This window comes from Nocardia sp. NPDC050712, from assembly GCF_040654295.1.
Classification (GTDB): domain Bacteria; phylum Actinomycetota; class Actinomycetes; order Mycobacteriales; family Mycobacteriaceae; genus Nocardia.
In genome coordinates, this window is record NZ_JBFAHT010000007.1 from 16,419 (window position 1) to 38,258 (window position 21,840).

19 protein-coding genes, 1 tRNA gene and 1 pseudogene are annotated in these 21,840 nt (G+C 67.9%); 14 read left to right on the plus strand and 7 right to left on the minus strand.

Translation table 11 applies throughout. The annotated features are described in order from the left end of the window. Positions 1-67: 67 nt before the first annotated feature. The 4 genes from AB0H76_RS37690 (at position 68) to AB0H76_RS37705 (ending at position 3,913) form a co-directional block, all read left to right on the plus strand. Positions 68-823 (plus strand): amino acid ABC transporter substrate-binding protein, encoded by a 756-nt coding sequence (locus tag AB0H76_RS37690; protein ID WP_357332269.1) that lies wholly within the window; start codon positions 68-70, stop codon positions 821-823. Between the two features lie 6 nt (positions 824-829). After that, positions 830-1,501 (plus strand): amino acid ABC transporter permease, encoded by a 672-nt coding sequence (locus tag AB0H76_RS37695; RefSeq protein ID WP_357332271.1) that lies wholly within the window; start codon positions 830-832, stop codon positions 1,499-1,501. A gap of 89 nt (positions 1,502-1,590) precedes the next feature. Then, on the plus strand, positions 1,591-3,009 hold the full coding sequence (gene pyk, locus AB0H76_RS37700; RefSeq protein WP_357332273.1) for a pyruvate kinase: 1,419 nt from the start codon (positions 1,591-1,593) through the stop codon (positions 3,007-3,009). A 31-nt stretch (positions 3,010-3,040) separates the two neighbouring features. Then, positions 3,041-3,913, plus strand: coding sequence for an acyl-CoA thioesterase II (locus AB0H76_RS37705; protein ID WP_357332527.1), 873 nt, complete (start codon positions 3,041-3,043; stop codon positions 3,911-3,913). Positions 3,914-3,959: 46 nt separating this feature from the next. Here the strand turns inward: AB0H76_RS37705 and AB0H76_RS37710 are convergent, their stop codons facing one another. The 6 genes from AB0H76_RS37710 to AB0H76_RS37735 form a co-directional block, all read right to left on the minus strand. Continuing rightward, positions 3,960-4,331, minus strand: a complete 372-nt coding sequence (locus AB0H76_RS37710; protein ID WP_357332275.1) for a hypothetical protein — start codon at positions 4,329-4,331, stop codon at positions 3,960-3,962. Positions 4,332-4,498: 167 nt separating this feature from the next. Then, positions 4,499-5,116 carry a low molecular weight phosphatase family protein gene (locus AB0H76_RS37715; protein WP_357332277.1) on the minus strand — a complete coding sequence of 206 codons (618 nt, stop codon included), beginning with the start codon at positions 5,114-5,116 and terminating at the stop codon, positions 4,499-4,501. A gap of 110 nt (positions 5,117-5,226) precedes the next feature. After that, positions 5,227-5,754 carry a hypothetical protein gene (locus tag AB0H76_RS37720; protein ID WP_357332279.1) on the minus strand — a complete coding sequence of 176 codons (528 nt, stop codon included), beginning with the start codon at positions 5,752-5,754 and terminating at the stop codon, positions 5,227-5,229. 38 nt (positions 5,755-5,792) lie between these two features. Beyond that, positions 5,793-6,728, minus strand: a complete 936-nt coding sequence (locus AB0H76_RS37725) for a site-specific integrase (RefSeq protein ID WP_357332529.1) — start codon at positions 6,726-6,728, stop codon at positions 5,793-5,795. Positions 6,729-6,819: 91 nt separating this feature from the next. After that, positions 6,820-7,338 carry a hypothetical protein gene (locus AB0H76_RS37730; protein WP_357332281.1) on the minus strand — a complete coding sequence of 173 codons (519 nt, stop codon included), beginning with the start codon at positions 7,336-7,338 and terminating at the stop codon, positions 6,820-6,822. A gap of 116 nt (positions 7,339-7,454) precedes the next feature. Then, positions 7,455-7,538, minus strand: a tRNA-Leu gene (locus tag AB0H76_RS37735). A 227-nt stretch (positions 7,539-7,765) separates the two neighbouring features. On the opposite strand from AB0H76_RS37735, the gene AB0H76_RS37740 reads away from it, so the two are divergent. From AB0H76_RS37740 to polA, 9 genes and pseudogenes are all read left to right on the plus strand, one after another. After that, positions 7,766-8,383 carry an ANTAR domain-containing response regulator gene (locus AB0H76_RS37740; RefSeq protein ID WP_357332283.1) on the plus strand — a complete coding sequence of 206 codons (618 nt, stop codon included), beginning with the start codon at positions 7,766-7,768 and terminating at the stop codon, positions 8,381-8,383. Positions 8,384-8,632: 249 nt separating this feature from the next. Beyond that, positions 8,633-9,835 carry a branched-chain amino acid ABC transporter substrate-binding protein gene (locus tag AB0H76_RS37745; RefSeq protein WP_357332285.1) on the plus strand — a complete coding sequence of 401 codons (1,203 nt, stop codon included), beginning with the start codon at positions 8,633-8,635 and terminating at the stop codon, positions 9,833-9,835. Positions 9,836-9,939: 104 nt separating this feature from the next. Further along, entirely contained in the window at positions 9,940-10,986 is a 1,047-nt protein-coding gene (locus tag AB0H76_RS37750) for a branched-chain amino acid ABC transporter permease (RefSeq protein WP_357332287.1), read from the plus strand. Further along, positions 10,983-12,395, plus strand: coding sequence for a branched-chain amino acid ABC transporter permease (locus AB0H76_RS37755; protein WP_357332289.1), 1,413 nt, complete (start codon positions 10,983-10,985; stop codon positions 12,393-12,395). The genes AB0H76_RS37750 and AB0H76_RS37755 overlap by 4 nt, the downstream gene beginning before the upstream one ends. After that, a pseudogene (locus AB0H76_RS37760) lies at positions 12,392-13,327 on the plus strand (ABC transporter ATP-binding protein); the annotation flags it as partial. The gene AB0H76_RS37755 and the pseudogene AB0H76_RS37760, both read left to right, overlap by 4 nt. A gap of 198 nt (positions 13,328-13,525) precedes the next feature. Continuing rightward, positions 13,526-14,221, plus strand: a complete 696-nt coding sequence (locus tag AB0H76_RS37765) for an ABC transporter ATP-binding protein (protein WP_357332531.1) — start codon at positions 13,526-13,528, stop codon at positions 14,219-14,221. Positions 14,222-14,293: 72 nt separating this feature from the next. After that, positions 14,294-15,970, plus strand: coding sequence for a DUF885 domain-containing protein (locus tag AB0H76_RS37770; protein ID WP_357332291.1), 1,677 nt, complete (start codon positions 14,294-14,296; stop codon positions 15,968-15,970). A gap of 85 nt (positions 15,971-16,055) precedes the next feature. Further along, complete coding sequence (locus AB0H76_RS37775; protein WP_357332293.1) at positions 16,056-17,069, plus strand: neutral zinc metallopeptidase; 1,014 nt, start codon at positions 16,056-16,058, stop codon at positions 17,067-17,069. Between the two features lie 56 nt (positions 17,070-17,125). Next, positions 17,126-19,870 carry a DNA polymerase I gene (gene polA / locus AB0H76_RS37780; RefSeq protein WP_357332295.1) on the plus strand — a complete coding sequence of 915 codons (2,745 nt, stop codon included), beginning with the start codon at positions 17,126-17,128 and terminating at the stop codon, positions 19,868-19,870. 9 nt (positions 19,871-19,879) lie between these two features. Here the strand turns inward: polA and AB0H76_RS37785 are convergent, their stop codons facing one another. Next, on the minus strand, positions 19,880-20,476 hold the full coding sequence (locus tag AB0H76_RS37785) for a TetR/AcrR family transcriptional regulator (protein ID WP_357332297.1): 597 nt from the start codon (positions 20,474-20,476) through the stop codon (positions 19,880-19,882). 64 nt (positions 20,477-20,540) lie between these two features. On the opposite strand from AB0H76_RS37785, the gene AB0H76_RS37790 reads away from it, so the two are divergent. Further along, positions 20,541-21,824: a DUF3533 domain-containing protein gene (locus AB0H76_RS37790; RefSeq protein ID WP_357332299.1), complete on the plus strand. Its 1,284-nt coding sequence runs from the start codon at positions 20,541-20,543 to the stop codon at positions 21,822-21,824. The last annotated feature ends 16 nt before the right edge of the window (positions 21,825-21,840 follow it).

Genomic DNA, 21,840 nt, shown 5'->3' on the forward strand with positions numbered 1-21,840 from the left:
GTGCAGCGCAATGGGCCCGGAGTAGGTTGGGTCGGATTTGTGCTCGAAGAGATGATGAGGGATCCCGATGCGCCGCAAGCTGTTCGCTGCTGTCCTACTGGCCGTTGTCGCCGCTACCGGGCTGTCCGCCTGCGGCAGTGACAGCGATTCCGGCACGCTGAAGGTCGGGACCGAGGGCACCTACGCGCCGTTCAGCTTCCAGGGGCCGGGGCTCAAGCTCACCGGGTACGACGTGGAGATCATCGAGGCGGTCGGCGACAAGCTGGGCCGCAAGGTGGAATTCGTGCAGACCCCGTGGGACGCGATCTTCGCCGGCTTGGAGTCCAAGCGCTTCGATCTGGTCGCCAACCAGGTCACCATCAACGACGAGCGCAAGAACAAGTACGCGCTCTCGCAGGCCTACACCACCTCCGAGGGTGTGATCGTCACCAAGTCCGACAACAACGGCATCACCACCCTGGCCGATCTGAGCGGCAAGACCTGCGCGCAGTCCGCCACCTCGAACTGGGGCAAGGTCGCCACCCAGGCGGGCGCGAAGGTCGAGGCGGTGGAGGGCTTCGTGCAGGCCATCCAGCTGCTGAAGAACAACCGCGTGGACGCCACCCTGAACGACACCCTCGCCGTCGCGGAGTACACCAAGAAGACCGGCGACAACTCGGTGAAGATCGCGGGCAAGACCGGCGAGACCAGCCGCCAGGCCTTCGCCGCCCGCAAGGGTGACGCCCTGATCGGCGAGATCGACAAGGCGCTGAACGATCTGCGCGCCGACGGCACCCTGGCCCGGATCTCGGAAAAGTACTTCGGCTCCGACGTCAGCAAGTAACCGCTGGTGGATGCGGAAACGAAGGAGCTGATCTGGCAGAACCTGTGGCCGATGCTGAAGGCCACAGTGCAGATGACGCTGCCGCTGACCGCCGTCAGCTTCGTCATCGGCCTGGCGATCGCGCTGTTCGTGGCGCTGGCCCGGATGTCACCGGTGTGGCCGCTCTCGGCGGCCGCCCGGTTCTACATCTCGATCATCCGGGGCACGCCGCTGCTGGTGCAGCTGTTCATCATCTTCTACGGCCTGCCGCAGTTCGGGATCACGCTGGACCCGATCCCGGCGGCGATCGTGGCGTTCAGCCTCAATGTCGGCGGTTACGCCGCCGAGGTGGTGCGCGCCGCGATCCTGTCGGTAGCCGAAGGCCAGTGGGAGGCGGCCCGCGCGCTGGGCATGTCCTATACGCAGCAGATGCGGCTGATCATCCTGCCGCAGGCGTCCCGGATCGCGGTGCCGCCGCTGTCGAACACGTTGATCTCGCTGGTCAAGGACACGTCGCTGGCGTCTACCATCCTGGTCACCGAGCTGCTGCGGACCGCTCAGGTGGCGGCGGCGCCGACGTTCGACTTCTTCGCCCTCTACGGTGTCGCCGCGGTCTACTACTGGGCGATCTGCCTGGTCCTGGGCTTCGGGCAGACCCGTCTGGAGACCCGGCTGTCCCGGCATGTTGCCCGCTCGTAGCTTCGCCCAACTGCTGTTCAATATTTTCACGTACTTTTCACCGAGGGCACGGCATCAACCACCACCCCCACGGGATTAGGCTCTAACCCGTGATGCGACGGACGAAGATTGTGTGCACGCTCGGCCCGGCCACTGCCACCGAGGAACGGATCCGCGAACTCGTCGAGAGCGGTATGGACGTGGCGCGGCTGAACTTCAGCCACGGTGAGCACGCCGACCATGCCGAGAACTACAAGAAGGTGCGTCAGGCCTCCGACGACCTGGCCCGCGCGGTCGGCATCCTCGCCGACCTGCAGGGCCCGAAGATCCGCCTGGGCCGGTTCAAAGAGGGCAAGACGATGTGGGCGACCGGTGAAGAGGTCCGCATCACGGTGGACGACATCGAAGGTAGCCACGACCGCGTTTCCACCACCTACAAGGAGCTGGCGCAGGACGCCAAGGCGGGCGATCGTCTGCTCGTCGACGACGGCAAGATCGGCCTGACGGTCACCGGGGTGGACGGCAACGACGTGATCTGCCGGGTCACCGAGGGCGGCCCGGTCTCCAACAACAAGGGTGTCTCGCTGCCCGGCATGGACGTGTCGGTGCCGGCGCTGTCGGAGAAGGACATCGAGGACCTGGAGTTCGCGCTCAAGCTGGGCGTCGACTTCATCGCGCTCTCCTTCGTGCGATCCCCGGCCGACGTCGAGCTGGTGCACGACGTGATGGACCGGGTCGGCCGCCGCGTGCCGGTGATCGGCAAGCTGGAGAAGCCCGAGGCCATCGACAACCTCGAGGCCGTGGTGCTGGCGTTCGACGCCGTCATGGTCGCCCGCGGCGATCTCGGCGTCGAGCTGCCGCTGGAGCAGGTGCCGCTGGTGCAGAAGCGCGCCATCCAGATGGCTCGCGAGAACGCCAAGCCGGTCATCGTCGCGACCCAGATGCTGGAGTCGATGATCGAGAACTCGCGCCCGACCCGGGCCGAGGCCTCCGATGTGGCGAACGCGGTGCTCGACGGCGCCGACGCGGTGATGCTCTCCGGTGAGACCTCGGTCGGCGCGTACCCGATCGAGACGGTGCGCACCATGGCGCGCATCGTGAGCGCGGTCGAGGCCGAGTCCACCCGGGTGCCCCCGCTGACCCACGTGCCGCGCACCAAACGCGGCGTCATCTCCTACGCGGCCCGCGACATCGGCGAGCGCTTGAACGCGAAGGCGCTGGTGGCGTTCACCCAGTCCGGTGACACGCTGCGCCGGCTGGCGCGGCTGCACACCCCGCTGCCGCTGCTCGCGTTCACTCCGTTGCCGGAGGTCCGCAGCCAGCTGTCGCTGACCTGGGGCACCGAAACCTTCATCGTCCCGACCGTGGACAGCACCGACGAGATGATCCATCAGGTCGATGTGGCGCTGCTGTCGATGGGGCGTTACCAGAAAGGTGACCTCGTGGTCATCGTGGCCGGCTCCCCGCCGGGTACTGTCGGGTCCACCAACCTGATCCACGTGCATCGCATCGGCGAGGAGGACCACTGATTTGTCTACGTCTCTGGGCGGCTCGGTAGAGATCGGAGCCAGCGGCTCTTCCGATCTCGATGTGCTGCTTGGCCTGCTCGACCTGGAACAGACCGACGAGGACGTCTTCGTCGGTCAACATCCGGCGAAGGTGTGGAGCCGTACTTTCGGCGGGCAGCTGGTCTCGCAGGCCATCATGGCGGCCGGGCGCACCGTCGGTGACCGCCCGGTCCATTGCGTGAACGCGCATTTCGTGCGCGGCGGCGACACCAAACGGCCCATCGAATACCGGGTCGATCGGCATCGCGACGGGCGGGCCTTCGCCAACCGCACGGTCACCGCCACCCAGGACGGGCAGGAACTGTTCGTCATGCTGGCCGCGTTCCAGGATTGGGGCAAGGGGCTCGAGCATTCCCATGCGCAGCCGCAGGTGCCGGATCCGGAGACGCTGCCGCGGGTGGAGGAGAGCTTCGAAGGCTTGGAGGACAAGCTGGAGATGTTCGTCAAGGCGCCGCACCCGATCGACATGCGCTACACCAACGACCCGGCCTGGATCCTGAAGGGCACGGGCGAACGGCTGAACCACAACCGCGTCTGGATGAAGGCGGACGGGCAGCTGCCCGACGATCCGCTGATTCACGTTGCGACCCTGGGCTATTCGTCGGACACCACGGTGCTGGATTCGATCATCACCACGCACGGCCTGTCCTGGGGCCTGGATCGCATCATCGCGGCCACGGTGAACCACTCCATCTGGTTCCATCGCCCGTTCCGCTTCGACGACTGGGCGCTGTACTGCACCGAGTCGCCGGTGGCGGCGGGTTCGCGCGGGCTGGCCACCGGGCGGTTCTACTCCCGCTCGGGTGAGCTGCTCGCGACGACCGTGCAGGAAGGCTTGATCCGGCACTTCCCGGCCAAGCGCTGAGCTCCGCAGGCCCCGTCGCCCCACCGGGCGGCGGGGTCTTCTTCGCTCAGAGGTATTCGCGTTCGAATTCGAAGTCGAAACTGTCACGCCGCTGGGTCCGGATGGTCCGCGGGATTTCCAGATCCGTTGCGAGACCGGCTGTTTCGAGCATCAGTTTGCGTTCCAGCGCGGCCAGCCCGGGCGCGGTCAGATCGCGCGGGGCGCCGACGAGGCTCAGGGCGATTTCATAGGTGCGCCGATTGCCCGGATCGGCCGCGGGGTGCGCGCCCCGCCATTGCCTTTCGAAGTCGATATGCGCCGGGTCCTCCGGATCGACCGGCAGCGTGAATCTCCAGGCGAACACATCCCGATCTTGGAGATGGTCGTCGACGACGTCACGCACCGTCTCGACCACCTGGTCGAGCGTTTCCGGTGTCACATAAACATGGAGCGAAACATCCGAAATGCGTTTCGGCATGTCGATTCCTGTCGGGTCCGAACCAGCAACGGCGGAAATATGTCCGCCGGGAGTGTGATCCCTGCATTGCTACGAATCACAGTGGTGACGGCGATTTGCCCGGCGGCGCCGGTGTTTCGGGTCCGGAATCACCGGATGCGCTGTGCCGCCAGGAAGCTCGCGAGCGGTGCGGCGGGCGCGTCGGGACCTACCACCAGTCCGGGCTGGTCCTGCCCGGGGCGAGTGTGTTCGCCCGGCGCGAGCGCGACCAGCAGCGGCACAAGTGCTTCCGCGATCCGGTCGCCGACTTCGCAATAGGCGGCCTCGGACAGCCCGATCGGGTCGCTGATGTTCTCCCGCCCGACCAGCGACAGGTCGTTGCGGGCGGCGTGCAGGGTCGCGATGGCGCCGGCGCCGGTGACTTTCGCGATGCGATGCGCCTCCAGCAGGGTGAAGGTCCGGGCGCCGACTCCGAAGCCCATCTCCGCGATCTGGTCGCGGATCTGCTCGGTCATGGTGAGCACCAGATCGGCCCGGTCGATCATTTCCGGTTTGAGTTTGCGGGCCCGGAATCCGTCCGGATCCGCGCCCAGTCCGGCAATGGTCTGCGCGGCAAGTGGTTCCACCGGGAATCCCACCAGCGCCCGGGTCCCCGCGCTTTCGGCGGTAAGTCCCGTCAGTCCGTATTCGACCGCCACGGCACGCGTCACCCGCTCGGCAATCACCGACCGACAGACATTGCCGTTGCAGACGAACAGGACGTGCATACGCTCACGCTAAAAGGCTCGCGCGAGTTCCAAAACCTACACGGCGCCGAATCACATCCCCACAGAAACATATTCATCTGGGCGTCGCGTGCCGTATACCGACCAGGCGGTTATTCGGATCCGAGCGCGGGCTGTTCCCCAGGACGACGGGGGAGCATGGGGCCGCCCAACTCCTGTCGCATCGCCACTTTCAGCGCGTGCAAGGCCTGGCGGAAGGGCTCGTGCACCGCGTGCCACTCCTGCGATCCGCCGTTCGGGCCGCCGACGGTCAAGCTCGTAGTCGCCAGCGTCTCCCGGATATTCCGGAGCTTCTGATAGGCGGCCTGCGCTGTGCCGCAGACGGCCTCCGGTGCGACGAGTTCGAGTTCGAGCAGCGCCGCCACCAGATTCTGTGACCGGAAGGCCCCGGTGACGTCCTCGCGCCCGAGCGGCGTCGCCTGCCCGATCGCCAAGGCCTGCATGGCGTTGTCGGTCTGCACCACCGCCGCCAGATACTTCACATAGATCTGGCGCTGCGTATCCCCGGTCCGTACCGCTTTGTCCCGCCGAGCTCGGACGAGATCGGTGAGCAACGTAGTTCCGGCCCCGACCACCGCACCACCGAGTGTACCGACGATCGCCACCCATTCCATGGCCATGCCGTCACTCTAGCTCGAAAGCCAAGCGCGGCAGGGGATCAGCCGATCCCACCGAAGAGATCCAGTTGCTCGGCGCCGCGCACCAGCGGCCGGGCCCGCCGGCGCGGGTACTCCCTGCGGGGTGCCGCCCGCCGATTCGGCGTCGAATCCGGGCGTCCCAGCCGGGCCGCCACCGCGTCCGCCGACTCGCCCGCCCGCAGCAGCTTCTGCTCGGCGGTGGCCCGCAGCGCGCCCGGCGCGAGTTCGACCCCGGCATCGCGGCCGACCGTGCGGATCACGTCGTCGAGGGTGCGCTGGAGCAGCCGCCGCGGTGGGGCCTGCTCGGTGATGAACAGCGCCCGATGCGCTTCGCCGCGCAGGATGCGGCGCCGCTCGGGCAGCCAGGCGACGACAGCCGCCCGCGCCACCGGATTCAACGTCACCGTGCGAGCCCCGTCCTCGGCCTCCGGGATCGTCAGTCGGCCCGGCCATTCCGCGAGATCCACCCCGGTCAGATTCAAGGCGACCAACTCGGCCGCGCTGGACCCCAATTCGAGGCCGAGAACGATCAGCGCGTAGGCGCGCGGCCCACGATCGGCGGCGGCCCGCAGCACCGCCCGTTGCTGAGCCAGCTCCAGGGCACGCGGATCGACCGGCTCGACCATCACCCGGGGCGTCGGTGGCCCACCCAGCCCGAGCCATTCATAGAACGCGCTCAACGCCGTCACGCTCAGTCCGACGGTCCGCCCGGCCACCCCCCGATCCGCTACCGCGACACCGATATAGGCATCCACCGCCCGATCCCGCCCCCGCGCACAGTGCAGCGCGTCCCCGAACCCCCCGGTTTCCCGCACCCACCCCAGAAAATGCCCCACCCGCTCCCGATACGCCTTCCGCATCCGCGGCGTCAGATCCACCCGCCCGGCGAGCAGCGCCGTGAACCCGGTCAGCAACGGCCCACCAGCGACCTCGATCGAATACAGATCCGCGTCCATCCCGTCCACCCCGGACCTCCCTCGCGATCGGTGGTCCAGCCAGCATCGCACCGGGCACCGACAGATTCGCCGAGGTCGGCGGGGGCAAAGATCAGCTGGGCAGCGCCGGGCGCTGCCGGGTCGCCCGCCGGGTGACGGCGGCCGGAGCCTGCACCTGCGTCGCCGCCCGCTCGACGAACGCGTCGAGCAACTCCCTGGCCCGATCGCCCTTACTGTCCCGCTCCGTCGCGTCGGCGGCGCGGGAAATCAAGCGGGAGAGTTCGATGATTTCCTGCCCGAGTTCCCGCAAACGACTGTCGTCGGTCAGCAACGCGATGCGCAGCAGCGCGCTGCGGGCGACCGTGCGCTTCGCGTGCGCGGCCTGCAGCGCGGCGCGCACCGCCGCGCTGTCGTTCTCCTGGATCCGGAACCAGCGATCGAATTCGGCGCCGCGGTACTCGGCGGCGGCATCGGCGAAGGCGTTGTAGGCGTTGAGCCGGTCCTGCCGGAGCCGCTCGGCGAACCCCAGGGTCGCGGCGCGCTCGGCGGTGGAACGCTGGAAGAAGAAGGTCGCCCCCGCCCCGAGAAGCGTTCCAGCGACCGCGATCAGTGCGGGAAGAATGGTGCTCACATCGGGATTCTAGGGCTCACGCGGCGCGGATCGCCTGTGGCACAGCGGGTCCGGCGCTGGGTGGGAGCCTGGAGAAACAAGAAGAGGGCGGTTGGAGAACCGCCCTCTTGCTTCGGTGCCGATGGTGGGACTCGAACCCACACATCCTTTCGGATAACGGTTTTTGAGACCGTCGCGTCTGCCAGTTCCGCCACATCGGCGAGCACCGGAGGAGAACTATAGCCTGCTGGGTGGGCTGGGAGCGAACCGGTTGCGAGTTATGTCACCGCCACCCGGTTTGCGCAGGGTATATACGGTGTGAGCGCCGGTGAACGGTACTCTTTACATCACTCGACGCCCGCGGCGGGCGGGCGGAGGCTTGGGTAGATCGGTCTCGGCTGCCGTGCGGTGCGTTGGGACAGGCATTCGGAATCAGAGGGGTCTACCTATGAGTGAAACAGCAGGGGGCGCCGGCTCGAAGCGCGACGCCGGGGCGAAGCGAGTCGTCGTTGCTGAGGATGAGGCGCTCATTCGGATGGATCTGGTCGAGATGCTGACCGAAGAGGGGTACCTGGTCGTCGGCGAGGCCGGCGACGGTCAGCAGGCGGTGGACCTGGCCGTGGAGCATCGCCCGGATCTGGTGATCATGGATGTGAAGATGCCGCGTCGCGACGGTATCGACGCCGCCGCGGAGATCGCCTCCAGACGCGTTGCGCCGGTGGTCATTCTGACCGCCTTCAGCCAGCGCGACCTGGTGGAGCGGGCCCGCGACGCCGGCGCCATGGCCTACCTGGTGAAGCCGTTCACCAAGTCGGATCTGGTGCCCGCGATCGAGCTGGCCGCCAGCCGCTTCCACGAGATCACCGCGCTGGAGAACGAGGTCGCCAACCTGTCGGACCGGTTGGAGACCCGCAAACTGGTCGAGCGGGCCAAGGGCGTGCTCATGCAGACGCACGGCCTCTCGGAACCGCAGGCTTTCAAGTGGATTCAGCGCACCGCGATGGATCGCCGCACTACGATGAAGGCGGTAGCCGAGGTGGTGCTGGAGAACCTGACGCCGAAGTGACCGGAGCCGATGGTTTCCAGTCCTCGGTCGCTGGGGGCTGGAAAATTTGCTCAGACTTCACACGATCTTCAGAAAACCATCGAATTAAGGTCATCCGCATCACTCGAATGTGATGCGGATCTAACGTACCAACGCTATGTTCTGGACGGGCCAACGTAGAAGGCGGCCCACCCTGATGAGGGGTTCAGCGGGACTTAGAGGTGAGACGTGCTTAGTTCGACATGGCGCAGTCGTTCCACGCGAGGCGCATTGGTTTTCAGCGCTGCCGCCGCGCTGGTGCTGTCCGGATGCAGTGACAAGTCGACCGATGACGGGAAGACCACCGGAACCGGGGGAGACAGCGGCAGCAGCCTGTCGATCTCGCCTCTGGTGCAGGTGGATTCCACCGGTAAGGAAGTTGCCAAGACCGACCCGGCCAAGGCCGCGGACCCGGCCGGCGACGGCAAGGCCACCTGCCCGGCGGGCACCACGATCGCCTTCGCGGGCGCGCTGACCGGCCCGAACGCGCAGCTCGGCATCAACATCAACAACGGTGTGAAGCTGGCGCTGGATCAGCACAACAAGGCCAACGCGGGCTGCAAGATCGAACTGAAGTCCTTCGACACCGAGGGCGATCCGCAGAAGGCCACCTCGGTCATTCCGCAGATCGTCAACGACAAGTCGATCATCGGCCTGGTCGGCCCGGCGTTCTCCGGTGAGACCCGCGCGACCGGCAAGGTGCTCAGCGACGCCGGCCTGGTCTCGGTGACCTCCTCGGCCACCAACGCCGGCCTCACCGGCAACGGCTGGACCACCTTCTTCCGCGGTCTGGCCAACGACGACGTGCAGGGCCCCTCGGTGGCCAAGTACCTGACCGGCACGGCCGGCTACAAGAAGGTCTGCGTCGTCGAGGACAACAGCGACTACGGCACCGGTCTGGCCAAGAGCATCAAGGAAGGCCTCGGCGCCGCCGCGGACCCGAGCTGTGCGGCCGCCATCAAGGCCGGTGACAAGGACTTCTCCGCCACCGTCACCAAGATCAAGGGCGCGAACGCCGACGCGGTGTTCTACGCCGGCTACTACGCCGAGGGTGCGCCGTTCGCGTCGCAGCTGAAGTCCGGTGGCGTGAAGGCGGTCTTCGTCGGACCCGACGGCGTCAACGACCCGCAGTTCGTGAAGCAGGCCGGTAGTGCGGCCAAGGGCGCCACCCTCACCTGCCCGTGTGGCCCGGCCCCCGAGAAGTTCGCCAAGGACTACCAGGCCCTGAACAACGAGGCGCCCGGCGTCTACTCGGTCGAGGCCTACGACCTGGCCACGATCCTGTCCAAGGGCATCGACGCCGGCAAGGCGACCCGTCCGGATCTGCTCGAGTTCGTCCGCTCCTACGACGGTGACGGCCTGGCCCGCCACTACAAGTGGAGCCCGAACGGTGAGCTGACCAACGCGCTCATCTGGATTTACGAGGTCAAGTAGTCGGGTAGCCCGCGGGCACGACAGCGCAGCACGCATGGGGTTCGTGCGAATCCCTTGCGTGCTGCTTTCGTGACCAGGGTGATTGTGATGAGGGCGAAATACGCATGACAACAACAGCATTGGCCGAGGGTGTACAACTCCTCGGCGGATCGATCGACTTCAACTACAACGCGGTCATCGATAACTTCTGGCAACTGACCGTTGACGGAGTGACCTACGGCGCCATCTACGCCTTGGTCGCCGTGGGCTATACCTTGGTCTACGGCGTGCTGCGGCTCATCAATTTCGCGCACTCGGAAGTCTTCATGCTCGGCCTGTTCGGGCAGCTGATCGGGTTGCTGGTACTCGGCTTCGCGCCGGCGCCCGACGTGTACACCCAGGGGGCCGTGCTGACGGTCGTCTACCTGGCTATGGCGGGCATCATCGGCGCGCTCATCTCGGGCGGCGCCGCCGTGGGCCTGGAGCGAATCGCCTACCGCCCGTTGCGCTTGCGCGGCGCGAAGCCACTGAGCTTTCTCATCACGGCGATCGGTATGTCGTTCGTACTGCAGGAATTCGTGCACTACGTCTTGCCGAAGCTGAAGTGGGGCGACACCCAGTTGGGCGGCACCAACGCGCAGCAGGGCGTGCAGTTGGTCGAGCCGACCGATCAGTTCTCCTTCGGTGGCGCCAGCGTCACCAACATCATGATCATCATCGTGCTCGCCGCGGTGGTGCTCGCGGTCACCACCGAACTGCTCATCAACAGAACGAAATTCGGCCGCGGCATTCGCGCCGTGGCCCAGGATCCGGATACCGCGACGCTGATGGGTGTCTCGCGCGAGCGGGTCATCATGCTGACCTTCCTGATCGGCGGCATCCTCGCCGGTGCGGCGGCGCTGCTGTACACGCTCAAGATCCCCAACGGGATCATCTACTCCGGCGGTTTCATCCTCGGCATCAAGGCCTTCAGCGCGGCGGTGCTCGGCGGTATCGGCAACCTGCGCGGCGCCTTGCTCGGCGGCCTGATCCTCGGCGTGGTGGAGCAGTACGGCCAATTGTTCTTCGGCACCCAGTGGCGTGACGTGGTCGCGTTCGTGGTGCTGGTGCTGGTGCTGATGGTGCGCCCGACGGGCATCCTCGGCGAGAGTCTCGGGAGGGCACGGGCATGACCGCTACGATCAAAGCCCCGGCGACGCCGGAACGCCACGGCGTCGGTGACGCGCTCCGCACCTGGTGGGACGGCCTGAGCCGGCCGGGCCAGTGGGGCGTCGGCCTCCCGTTCATCGCACTGCTCGCACTGCTGCCACTGTTCCCGCCACCCCTGGTGGACACCCCGTCCTACAACTTCGGCCTGGTGATGGCCAAGGTCGCGATGTTCTGCCTGATCGCGATCGGCCTGAATGTCGTTGTCGGCCAAGCCGGTCTGCTCGACCTCGGTTATGTCGGCTTCTACGCGGTCGGCGCCTACACCGTCGCCCTGCTCACCAGTAAGAACAGCCCGTGGAATCAGACCGACGGCGGCTGGCTCGATCCGAAATGGGCCTGGCTGGCCTGTCTACCGCTGGCGGTGCTGGTCACCGCCTTCTCGGGATTGATACTCGGGTCACCGACCCTGCGTTTGCGCGGTGACTACCTGGCCATCGTCACGCTGGGCTTCGGCGAGATCGTCCGGCTGCTCGCCGACAACCTCGGCGAGATCACCAACGGCAGCCTGGGCCTGTCCGAGGTCGCCTACCCGCACGTCGGGGAATCCGAGGCGAAGCCGAACGGCGTGTTCTCGGCCGGCAACGTCGGCGACGCGGATTCGGCCAACCTGCTCGACCGCGCCAGCTACGGAACCTATTGGTACTGGCTGGGCATGGTGCTGATCATCGTCATGCTGCTGATCGTCGGCAATCTGGAGCGCAGCCGGGTCGGCCGCGCCTGGGTGGCGATCCGCGAGGACGAGGACGTCGCCGAGATCATGGGCGTGCAGACCTTCAAGTACAAGCTGTGGGCGTTCACGATCGGCGCGGCGGTCGGCGGTATGTCGGGCGCGCTCTACGCCGGGCAGGTGCAGTTCGTGAACCCGACCCGCTTCGACATCGTGAACTCGATGCTGTTCCTGTGCGCGGTCGTCATCGGCGGCCAGGGCAACAAGCTCGGTGTCCTGGTGGGCGCCTTCATCATCGCCTACCTGCCGGACCGGCTCGCCTCGGTGCAGCTGGTGTCCAACGAGGCCACCGGCTACACGATGCTGATCCTGGACGTCGCGGCGTTCATCGCGCTGGCGCTGTTCTGGCGGTTCAAGGGTAAATACCTCGACGGGTGGCGAAAACGCGGGATCACGATCGGCATGGTGATCACCGGCGTGCTGGGCGCCCTGCTGGTCGGCAGTGTGCTCTTGTTCCGCCCGGGTGGCGCGCAGTCGCTCGGTGACCTCAAGTATCTGTACTTCGGTATCGCGTTGGTGGTGATGATGATTCTGCGTCCGCAGGGTCTGTTCCCGGTGCGGCAGAAACTGCTCACCTACGGCCGGCAGGTCTACCAGGCGGTGCGCCGCCCGGACCGCCCCGAGCCGAACGGAACGGACCGATGACCGGCCCGGGCGCGGGAGACGCGCTGTTCGGCAACGAGGACGTCGCCGCCGGGTACGTCACGCCGCCGGAGCCGGTGGAAAGCGCCGGCGTGGTGGACGTCACCGCGGTGATCCCGGGGCTCGGCGACGCCGAGGCGGTCGCCGAAGTCGTCGCGCCGCATCGGGAGATCGAGACCGAGGTCGGCGCGCCGCTGCTGCGCACCGAGGGGCTCACCGTGAAGTTCGGTGGTCTCACCGCGCTGGACTCGCTGGACTTCGAGATCCGCCGCGGCGAGATCCTCGGGCTCATCGGGCCCAACGGCGCGGGCAAGACGACCTGCTTCAACGCGATCACCGGCGTCTACAAACCGGCTTCCGGGCTGGTGTATTTCGACGGCAAGCCGCTGACCAAGACCAAGCGCAACGAGATCACCCGGCTCGGCATCGCGCGCACGTTCCAGAACGTGCGGTTGTTCAACGAGATGACCGCGCTGGAGAACGTGGTGGTCGGCACCGACGCCCGGCACAAGACCTCGGTGCCGGGCGCGATCATCCGCACGCCGCGGCATCGGCGCGAGGAGCGCGACGCCATCGAACGCGGCATGGCACTGCTCGAATTCGTCGGTATCGCACCGCGGGCGGTGGAGAAGGCGCGCAATCTCTCCTACGGCGATCAGCGCCGCCTGGAGATCGCGCGTGCCCTGGCCACCGAGCCCAAGCTGCTGTGCCTGGACGAGCCGGCGGCCGGGTTCAACCCGGCCGAGAAGGCCGCGCTGATGGATCTGATCCGCAAGATCCGCGACGACGGGTTCACCGTGCTGCTGATCGAGCACGACATGCGCCTGGTCATGGGTGTGACCGACCGGATCGTGGTGCTGGAGTTCGGCCGCAAGATCGCCGACGGGCTGCCCGCGGAGGTGCGCGAGAACCCGGACGTGATCGCGGCCTACCTGGGTGTGCCGGACGAGGACGCGCACGCCGCCGAAGCGGCGCCCGAGCCCGAAGCGGCGCCGGACGATCCGCCGACCCAGGTGCTGCCGATTCCCGAGCCCGGCCGCGGGCCCGACCAGGTCTCGTTCACCAAGGAGCGCACCGCCCCCGAGGCGGAGCGCGATTTCACCGACGCCCCGGTGCTGCTGGAAGTGCAGGACATGGTCGTCAACTACGGCCGGATCCAAGCGCTGCACGGTATTTCGCTGAAGGTGGCGGAGGGCGAGCTGGTCACCCTGCTGGGCGCCAACGGCGCGGGCAAGACCACCACCATGCGGGCGCTGTCGGGATTGCTGCCGCTGACCCGCGGCAAGGTCCTGTTCGAGGGCCGCGACATCACCGGCGTGAAGGCGCACGAGCGGGTGACCGACGGGCTCATCCAGGCGCCCGAGGGCCGCGGCGTGTTCCCCGGCATGACGGTGCAGGAAAATCTCGACATGGGTTGCTACGGGCGGCCTTTCAAGCAGAAGGCGGAGTACGACAAGACCCTGGACTGGGTCTTCGAGCTCTTCCCGCGGCTGTCCGAACGGCGCAAGCAGGTCGGCGGCACGCTCTCCGGTGGTGAGCAGCAGATGCTGGCCATCGGCCGGTCCCTGATGGCGCGCCCGCGGCTGCTGCTGCTGGACGAGCCGTCGATGGGGTTGGCGCCCATGGTGATCCAGCAGATCTTCCGGATCATCAGCGAGATCAACCGGCAGGGCACCACCGTGCTGATGGTGGAGCAGAACGCCCAGCAGGCCCTGGTGCGCAGCGACCGCGCCTACATCCTGGAGACCGGCGAGGTCACCAAGTCCGGTACCGGCGGGGATCTGCTCGTCGACTCGGCGGTGAAATCCGCCTACCTGGGTGTTGGTTAGTTCCAGCCAAAGCCGTGGCGGCGCATCGGGATTCCGGTGCGCCGCCACGGCCGTGCGGGCATGATGGCGGCCATGGACTCCCACGAAGAGTTGATGCACCTCGCCGATCGGTACTGGGACACCAGGCTCGAGATGTCGCCCACCGCCGCGACCATGCTGGGCGAGCGCCGTTTCGACGATCGCATCGAAGACCTGTCCGAAGCGGCTGAGAGCCGCTATCTCACCGCGTATCGCGAACTGCTGGACCGGGTGGTCGCCCTGGATCCGGCGGGGCTGGACCAGCAGGACCGGACCACTCGCAGCCTGCTGCACACCGAACTGGCCGGCGCGGTCGACCGCCTGTCCTGGCGGTCCCTGGAAATGGCCTCCGACCAGATGGCCGGCGTGCACGCCGAACTGCTCACCATCGCGCCGCAGATCACCGCGCCGGACCCGGCCGCCGCCGCCGCGCTGGTGCAGCGGCACCGGCAGGTCGGCACCATGCTGGATCAGGCCGTCGAGCGCTTCCGCGCCGGGCTGGCCGCGGGCCGGGCACCGGCCCGGCTCACCCTCGAGCGGTCGCTGAATCAGCTCGACGGCTACCTGGACTCCGACCTCACCGGCGACGCGTTCGTCACCCTCGAGGGCCCGGCCGACTGGGCCGGCGAGGAAGCCTGGCGGGCCGAATTGTCCCAGGTGGCAGCCGAAGTCATCCGTCCGGCGTTCCGCCGCTACCGCGCCGCCCTGGCCGACGAGCTGCTGCCCGCGGCGCGCCCGGACGACAAGGCGGGCCTGTGCTGGCTCGGCGACGACGGCGCCGACATCTACCGCAGGCTGCTGCACGAGCACACCACCCTGCCGGACCTGACCGCCGAGCAGATCCACCGGACCGGCCTGGCCGAACTGGAGTCGCTGCGGGCGCAGTACCAGGAGATCGGCGCGCGCCAGTTCGGCACCGCCGACATCGCGACCATCTTCACCCGGCTGCGCGAGGACCCCGAGCTGCGCTATCGCGACGGCGACGAGATCATGACCGACGCCCGCGCCGCGCTGAGCGTGGCCACCGCCGAGATGAAGAACTGGTTCGGGCGCCTGCCGCGGGCCGGGTGCGACATCGTGCCGGTGCCGGAGTTCCTGGAGGCGGATTCCGCCACCGCGTACTACTTTCCGCCGCCGGCCGACAATTCCCGGCCCGGCAGCTATTTCGTCAACCGGCACCAGCCGACCGAGCAGCTGCGCTACGAGACCGCCTCGGTGGCCTTCCACGAGGCGATCCCCGGCCATCACCTGCAACTGGCCATCGCCAACGAACTCGATCACCTGCCGCGCTTCCAGCGCCAGTCCTTCGCCAACACCGCCTTCGTCGAGGGCTGGGCGCTCTACGCCGAGCGCCTCGCCGACGAAATGGGGCTGTACGCCGACGATCTGGGCCGGCTCGGGATGCTCGGCGGCGACTCGTGGCGCTCCTGCCGGCTGGTCGTCGACACCGGTATCCACGCCATGGGCTGGAGCCGGCAGCAGGCCGTCGACTTCATGATCGCCAACGCGCCGGTGGGGGAGAACCACATTCGAGTGGAGGTCGATCGGTATGTCGCGATGCCCGGTCAAGCCGTCGCCTACAAGGTCGGTCAGCTCGAAATCGGCTCCCGGCGTGCGGAAATCGAACAGCGACTCGGAAATGCGTTCGATATCAAGGCGTTCCACGACGTCGTCCTCGGATCGGGTTCGGTGAGCTTGCCGGTGCTGCGGGAACTCGTTGCCACACTGTGACCCGTAGCGGGGCTGCCCGAGTTGCGGGCGCCCGCCCGGTCGGGTTCCATGAAAAGGCGTCGACGGACCTTGGTCAGGGGGAATCATGAACCAGCCGTTGACATCTCGCCAACGGCCCCGCAAACCCAAGCCCGGGCTCCCGATCGCCGCCATCTGCGGTGCGCTCGCCATCATCGCGATGGTCGGTTTCATCGTCGCGGCGGGCTGGCCGGCGAGTGCGCCCCGGCCCGCCGACCGGCCCGCGTTGCACGTCGGCGCGGGCCTCGCGGTGGGTCCCGGATTCACCGGCGCCCCTTCCGATCCCGGGAAACCGGCGGGGTACGCGGCCCCGCCGGTGGACCCGGTCCGACTATCCGGGCAGGCGCAGTTCCCGTCCAGCCGGCCGGTCTACGCGCTGGCCGATCATCCGCTGTTCGCCCAGCACGTCGGGCTGACTCGGGTCGACTGCGCGCTGCCCGCCTGGGGCGCGGACATCGGCACGGCGCGCGCCTTCTATCTCGCCGCCATCGACTGCCTGGACGCGGCCTGGGAGCCGACGCTGCGCGGGGCCGGGCTGCCCTTCCGGTCGCCGCGGCTGATCGTGCCGGCGCAGACCGGCACCGGCGGCAGTCCGTGCGCCCGCGAGGAGGGCGACACCGCCGAAAGCTTCTACTGCACCATCGACGAGACGATCATCCTGCCGATCGACGGACTGCGGACGGTCACCACGGCCTCCCGGCGCGGCGGGCAGCTGGCCGCCCTGACCCACGAATACGGTCACCACATCCAAGCGCTGATCGGCGTCATGCGGGCCTATCACGACAAACGCGGCGCGACGGGCTGGGACACCGGGCCCGGCCAGGAGCAGAGCCGCCGCCTCGAACTCCAGGCGGCGTGCTTCGCGGGCATGTTCCTCGGCGGCAACTTCGGCCGCGCCGATCTGGACCAGCAGACCTGGGACGAGGCGGTGCGCGTCACCCGGGCCGCCGGGGATCGGCCGGGTTACGCCCGGCTGCACGGCTCCGACGCCAACGCGTGGGGCTGGTGGAAATGGGGCGCCGATTCCGGCGATACCTGGGAGTGCAATACCTGGTATTCGGCCGCGCCTTACGTGGCATGAGCAGTGATTCCCGCCCTGCCGTGTACTTGTCGGTGGCTCTCAATAGACTCTGACACGTGACTCCAGCGACCACCGATCAGCGTCCGAGTTCTGCCGCCAGCTCCGCCGTCGAAGCGCCGGGGGAGCGGCCGACGCTGCTACTGCTGGATGGTCATTCCGTCGCCTATCGCGCCTTCTTCGCGCTGCCCGCCGAGAACTTCAAAACCGTCACGGGCCAGACCACGAACGCGGTATACGGCTTCACCGCCATGCTGATCAATCTGCTGCGCGACGAGAAGCCCAGCCACGTCGCCGCCGCGTTCGACGTGTCCCGCAAGACCTTCCGCTCCGAGGCCTACCCGGAGTACAAGGCCAACCGCAGCCAGACGCCGGACGAGTTCCGCGGCCAGGTCGAGCTCACCAAGGATGTGCTGGGCGCGATGGGCATTCCGGTGATGGCGATCGACGGCTTCGAGGCCGACGATCTGATCGCCACGCTCACCACCCAGGCCACGGCGCAGGGCTACCGCGTGCTCATCGTCTCCGGTGACCGCGACGCGATCCAGCTGGTCAACGAGAACGTCACCGTGCTCTACCCGCGCAAGGGCGTCTCCGATCTCACCCGCTTCACCCCGGACGAGGTGATGACCAAGTACGGCCTCACGCCCACCCAGTACCCGGATTACGCGGCGCTGCGCGGCGACCCGAGCGACAACCTGCCCGGTATCCCCGGCGTCGGCGAGAAGACGGCCGCCAAGTGGATTCGGGAGTACGGCGATCTGAACACCCTGGTGGAGAAGGTCGACGAGGTGAAGGGCAAGGTCGGTGACGCGTTGCGCGCCAACCTGTCCAGCGTCGTGCTGAACCGTCAGCTCACCGAGATGGTCCGCGACGTCCCGCTGCCCTACACGCCGGATCAGCTGGCCCAGCAGCCGTGGGATCGCAACAAGATCCACCAGCTCTTCGACGACCTGGAATTCCGGGTGCTGCGCGACCGGCTGTTCGAGACGCTCGCTCCGAAGGAGCCCGAGGCCGAATCCGGTTTCGAGATCAGCGGCGGCGCGCTGGAGATCGGCGGCGTCGCCGCCTGGCTCACCGAGCACGCGAAGGCCGGTGTGCGCCACGGCGTCTCCATCGTCGGCAGCGGTACGCCGGCCAACGGTGACGTGAAGGCCCTCGCCATCGCGGCCGCCGACGAGGAGAGCGGCTACATCGACGTCACCGTGCTCACCCCGGAAGACGAAGCGGCCCTCGGCGCCTGGCTCGCCGATCCGGCGGTGCCCAAGGCGCTGCACGAGGCCAAGTCGGCCATGCACGCCCTGCGCGGGCGCGGCTGGACGCTCGGCGGGCTCACCAGCGACACCGCCCTGGCCGCCTACCTGGTCCGCCCGGGCCAGCGCAGCTTCAACCTCGACGATCTCTCGCTGCGCTACCTGCGCCGCGAGCTGCGCGCCGAAACCGATGACACCCAGCAGCTCTCGCTGCTCGACGACGTCGACACCGTCGACGCCGAGGCCGCGCAGACCGAGATGCTGCGCGCCCGCGCCGTCGTCGACCTGGCCGCCGCCCTGGACACCGAGCTGCAGCAGATCGAATCCGTCGCGCTGCTCGACGATATGGAGCTGCCGCTGCTGGGCGTGCTGAGCCGCCTGGAGGATGCGGGCATCGCGGTCGACATCGACCAGCTGGAGACGTTGCAGCGGCAGTTCGCCGACAAGGTCAGCGCGGCCGCCAACGCCGCCTACGAGGTGATCGGCAAGCAGATCAACCTGGGCTCGCCCAAGCAGTTGCAGGTGGTGCTGTTCGACGAGCTGGACATGCCGAAGACCAAGCGCACCAAGACCGGCTACACCACCGACGCCGACGCGCTGGAATCGCTGTTCGAGAAGACCGAGCACCCGTTCCTGCAGCACCTGCTCGAGCATCGCGACGCGACGCGCCTGAAGGTCACCGTCGACGGCCTGCTCAAGGCGGTCGCGGAGGACGGGCGCATCCACACCACGTTCAACCAGACCATCGCCGCCACCGGCCGGCTCTCCTCCACCGAGCCGAACCTGCAGAACATCCCGATCCGCACCGACACCGGTCGCCAGATCCGCGACACCTTCGTCGTCGGCCCCGGCTACATCGAGCTGATGACCGCCGACTACAGCCAGATCGAGATGCGCATCATGGCGCACCTGTCCGGTGACGCGGGCCTGATCGAGGCCTTCAATTCCGGCGAGGATCTGCACACCTTCGTCGCCTCGAAGGCCTTCGACATCCCGCTCTCGGAGGTGCATCCGGAGATGCGCCGCCGGATCAAGGCGATGTCCTACGGTCTGGCCTACGGCCTGAGCGCGTTCGGTCTCTCCGCGCAGCTGAAGATCAGCACGCAGGAGGCCAAGGAGCAGATGGACGTCTACTTCGAGCGCTTCGGCGGCATCCGCGATTACCTGCAGGATGTGGTCGACGAGGCCCGCAAGGTCGGCTACACCGAGACGCTGTTCGGGCGCCGCCGCTACCTGCCCGATCTGGATTCCAGCAACCGGCAGCGGCGCGAGGCCGCCGAGCGGATGGCCTTGAACGCGCCGATCCAGGGCACCGCCGCCGACATCATCAAGGTGGCGATGATCAACGTGAACAAGGCGATCGACGCGGCCGGTCTGCGCTCGCGCATGCTGTTGCAGATCCACGACGAACTCGTCTTCGAGGTCGCCGAGGGGGAGCGCGAGGCACTGGAGGCGCTGGCGCGCGAGCACATGGCCTCGGCGATCAGTCTGTCCGTGCCGCTGGATGTCTCGGTCGGCACCGGCCGCAGCTGGGATTCCGCCGCGCACTGAGCACGCCGGTCAGCGTGGCTTGAGGCCCAGCGTCACGTGGGTGACGAGGTCGTCGAGCCACTCCTGCGCCGCTTCGGTGGCGACCAGCCCGGAGCCGAGGAAGGTGGCCAGGCCTTGGAGGGCGGCCACCGCGGTCAGCGCGAGGCGGCGGGGGTCGCCGGGGATCAGGTCGCCGCGGGCCTGCCCCTCGGCGATCAGGGCGACCGGCACGGCGAACGCGCGGTCCACCGCCCGCGACATCACATCGCCGGCGACGGGGCTGTGGCGGCGCGCGAACATCAGGGCGAGCAGGGCGGAGTTCTCGGTGGCGAAACGCAGGTAGGTGCGGGCCATGGCGGGCATCGGATCGATGCCGGATTCGGCGGGCGTGAGGTTCTCGAAATCGGCGCCCAGGCGCTCGAATCCGGCGACGGCGAGCGCGTCGAGCAGGGCCTGCCGGTCGGGGAAGTGGCGGGTCGGCGCGGCGTGGCTGACCCCGGTATCGCGCGCGAGCTGACGCAGCGACAGTCCGTCGACTCCGGACTCGCGCAGCGTGTCCTCGGCGCGCCGCAGCAACTCGGCGCGGAGATCGCCGTGGTGATAGGAGCGCGAACGGGTAATGACCATAGTGAGTGCAGGATAACAAAAAGTAGGCGTTGACTACTTTGTAGGCACTGCCTACATTCAACTCATGACGGTTCGGACCTTCACCGCCCCGATCGCGCTGCTGACCATCTTCGCCGCGTTGCTCGCCACCATGTACCTCGGTTATGCCAGCAATACCGAGAAGAACCTGCACGACTTCCCGATCGCCCTGGTCAACCAGGACCTCGGCGACACGATCGACGGCGCGCCGGCCAATCTCGGCGCGCAGGTCACCGACGGCCTGGTCGCCGGCATCCCCGCCGACAAGGTCGACCTGCGAGTCGTCGGAATCGCCAGCGCCCGCACCCAATTGGAGAACGGCGAGGTCTACGGGGCGATCATCATCCCGTCCGATTTCACCAAGCGGCTGGCCATCCTCGGCGCGGGCGCGGTGGTGCCCGGCGAGATCGAGCGCCCGGTCATCACCGTGCAGAGCAACCCGCGCGTCGGCCCCTACACCGCCGGAATCATGTCGCGCATCGCCGACCAGGCGCTGGCCCAGGTCCAGCAGACCGTCGGCCGCAACCTGACCGACCGGGTCACCAGCACCGTGGGCGCCGACGCCGCCGCGCAGATCAGCGGCGCGGCGCGGCTGGCCATCGCCGATCCGGTGCACATCGTCGACGTCCCGTTCCGGCCCATGCCCGACGGTGCGGGCCAGGGCCTGGTCGCCTTCTTCTACACGCTGATCCTGCTGCTGGCCGGCTTCACCGGCGCGATGATCATCCACACCCTGGTCGACTCCATCCTGGGCTTCACCCCCACCGAATACGGCCCGCTGTTCGTTCATCCGCCGGTCACCGGCACCAGCCGCCTGCGCACCTTGTTCATCAAGTGGGCGATCATCGGCACCGCCGCGCCCGTGCTGTCCGGCGTATTCCTCGGCATCGCAAAGCTTTTGGGCGTCCCGGTGAGCAGTCCGCTGCTGCTCTGGCTCTACGGCACCCTGGCCGTCATCGCGGTCGGCTTCACCGCCCTGTCCGTGCTGGCGATCTTCGGCACCGCGGGCCTGATGGTCAACCTGATCGTGTTCGTGGTGCTCGGCCTGCCGTCCTCCGCGGCGACGGTCCCGCTGGAGGCGGTGCCCGGCTACATCGCGGCCCTGGCCCGCTTCGAACCCATGCACCAGATCTACCTGGCCGTACGCGCCATCCTGCTCTTCGACGGCCGCGCGGAAGCGGGCCTGTCACACGGCCTCTGGATGACCGTGCTCGGCCTGGCCATCGGCGTGATCCTGGGCGCGGCCGTCACTTTCGCCTACGACCGGCGCGGCCTGCACCGGACGACGGAGGCCACGGCGGCGCTGGTCCCGGCGCGGGCGGCGTCGTGAGCTGCGCGGATGGTAC

Excerpts from the sequence above, each read along its gene's own strand:
- AB0H76_RS37715 (WP_357332277.1), bottom strand. The coding sequence starts at position 5,116 with ATGCACGTCCTGTTCGTCTGCAACGGCAATGTCTGTCGGTCGGTGATT.
- AB0H76_RS37755 (WP_357332289.1), top strand. The coding sequence starts at position 10,983 with ATGACCGCTACGATCAAAGCCCCGGCGACGCCGGAACGCCACGGCGTC.
- AB0H76_RS37690 (WP_357332269.1), top strand. The coding sequence starts at position 68 with ATGCGCCGCAAGCTGTTCGCTGCTGTCCTACTGGCCGTTGTCGCCGCT.
- AB0H76_RS37765 (WP_357332531.1), top strand. The coding sequence starts at position 13,526 with ATGGTCGTCAACTACGGCCGGATCCAAGCGCTGCACGGTATTTCGCTG.
- AB0H76_RS37790 (WP_357332299.1), top strand. The coding sequence starts at position 20,541 with ATGACGGTTCGGACCTTCACCGCCCCGATCGCGCTGCTGACCATCTTC.
- AB0H76_RS37725 (WP_357332529.1), bottom strand. The coding sequence starts at position 6,728 with ATGGACGCGGATCTGTATTCGATCGAGGTCGCTGGTGGGCCGTTGCTG.
- AB0H76_RS37775 (WP_357332293.1), top strand. The coding sequence starts at position 16,056 with ATGAACCAGCCGTTGACATCTCGCCAACGGCCCCGCAAACCCAAGCCC.
- AB0H76_RS37785 (WP_357332297.1), bottom strand. The coding sequence starts at position 20,476 with ATGGTCATTACCCGTTCGCGCTCCTATCACCACGGCGATCTCCGCGCC.
- AB0H76_RS37740 (WP_357332283.1), top strand. The coding sequence starts at position 7,766 with ATGAGTGAAACAGCAGGGGGCGCCGGCTCGAAGCGCGACGCCGGGGCG.
- AB0H76_RS37720 (WP_357332279.1), bottom strand. The coding sequence starts at position 5,754 with ATGGCCATGGAATGGGTGGCGATCGTCGGTACACTCGGTGGTGCGGTG.
- AB0H76_RS37750 (WP_357332287.1), top strand. The coding sequence starts at position 9,940 with ATGACAACAACAGCATTGGCCGAGGGTGTACAACTCCTCGGCGGATCG.
- AB0H76_RS37770 (WP_357332291.1), top strand. The coding sequence starts at position 14,294 with ATGGACTCCCACGAAGAGTTGATGCACCTCGCCGATCGGTACTGGGAC.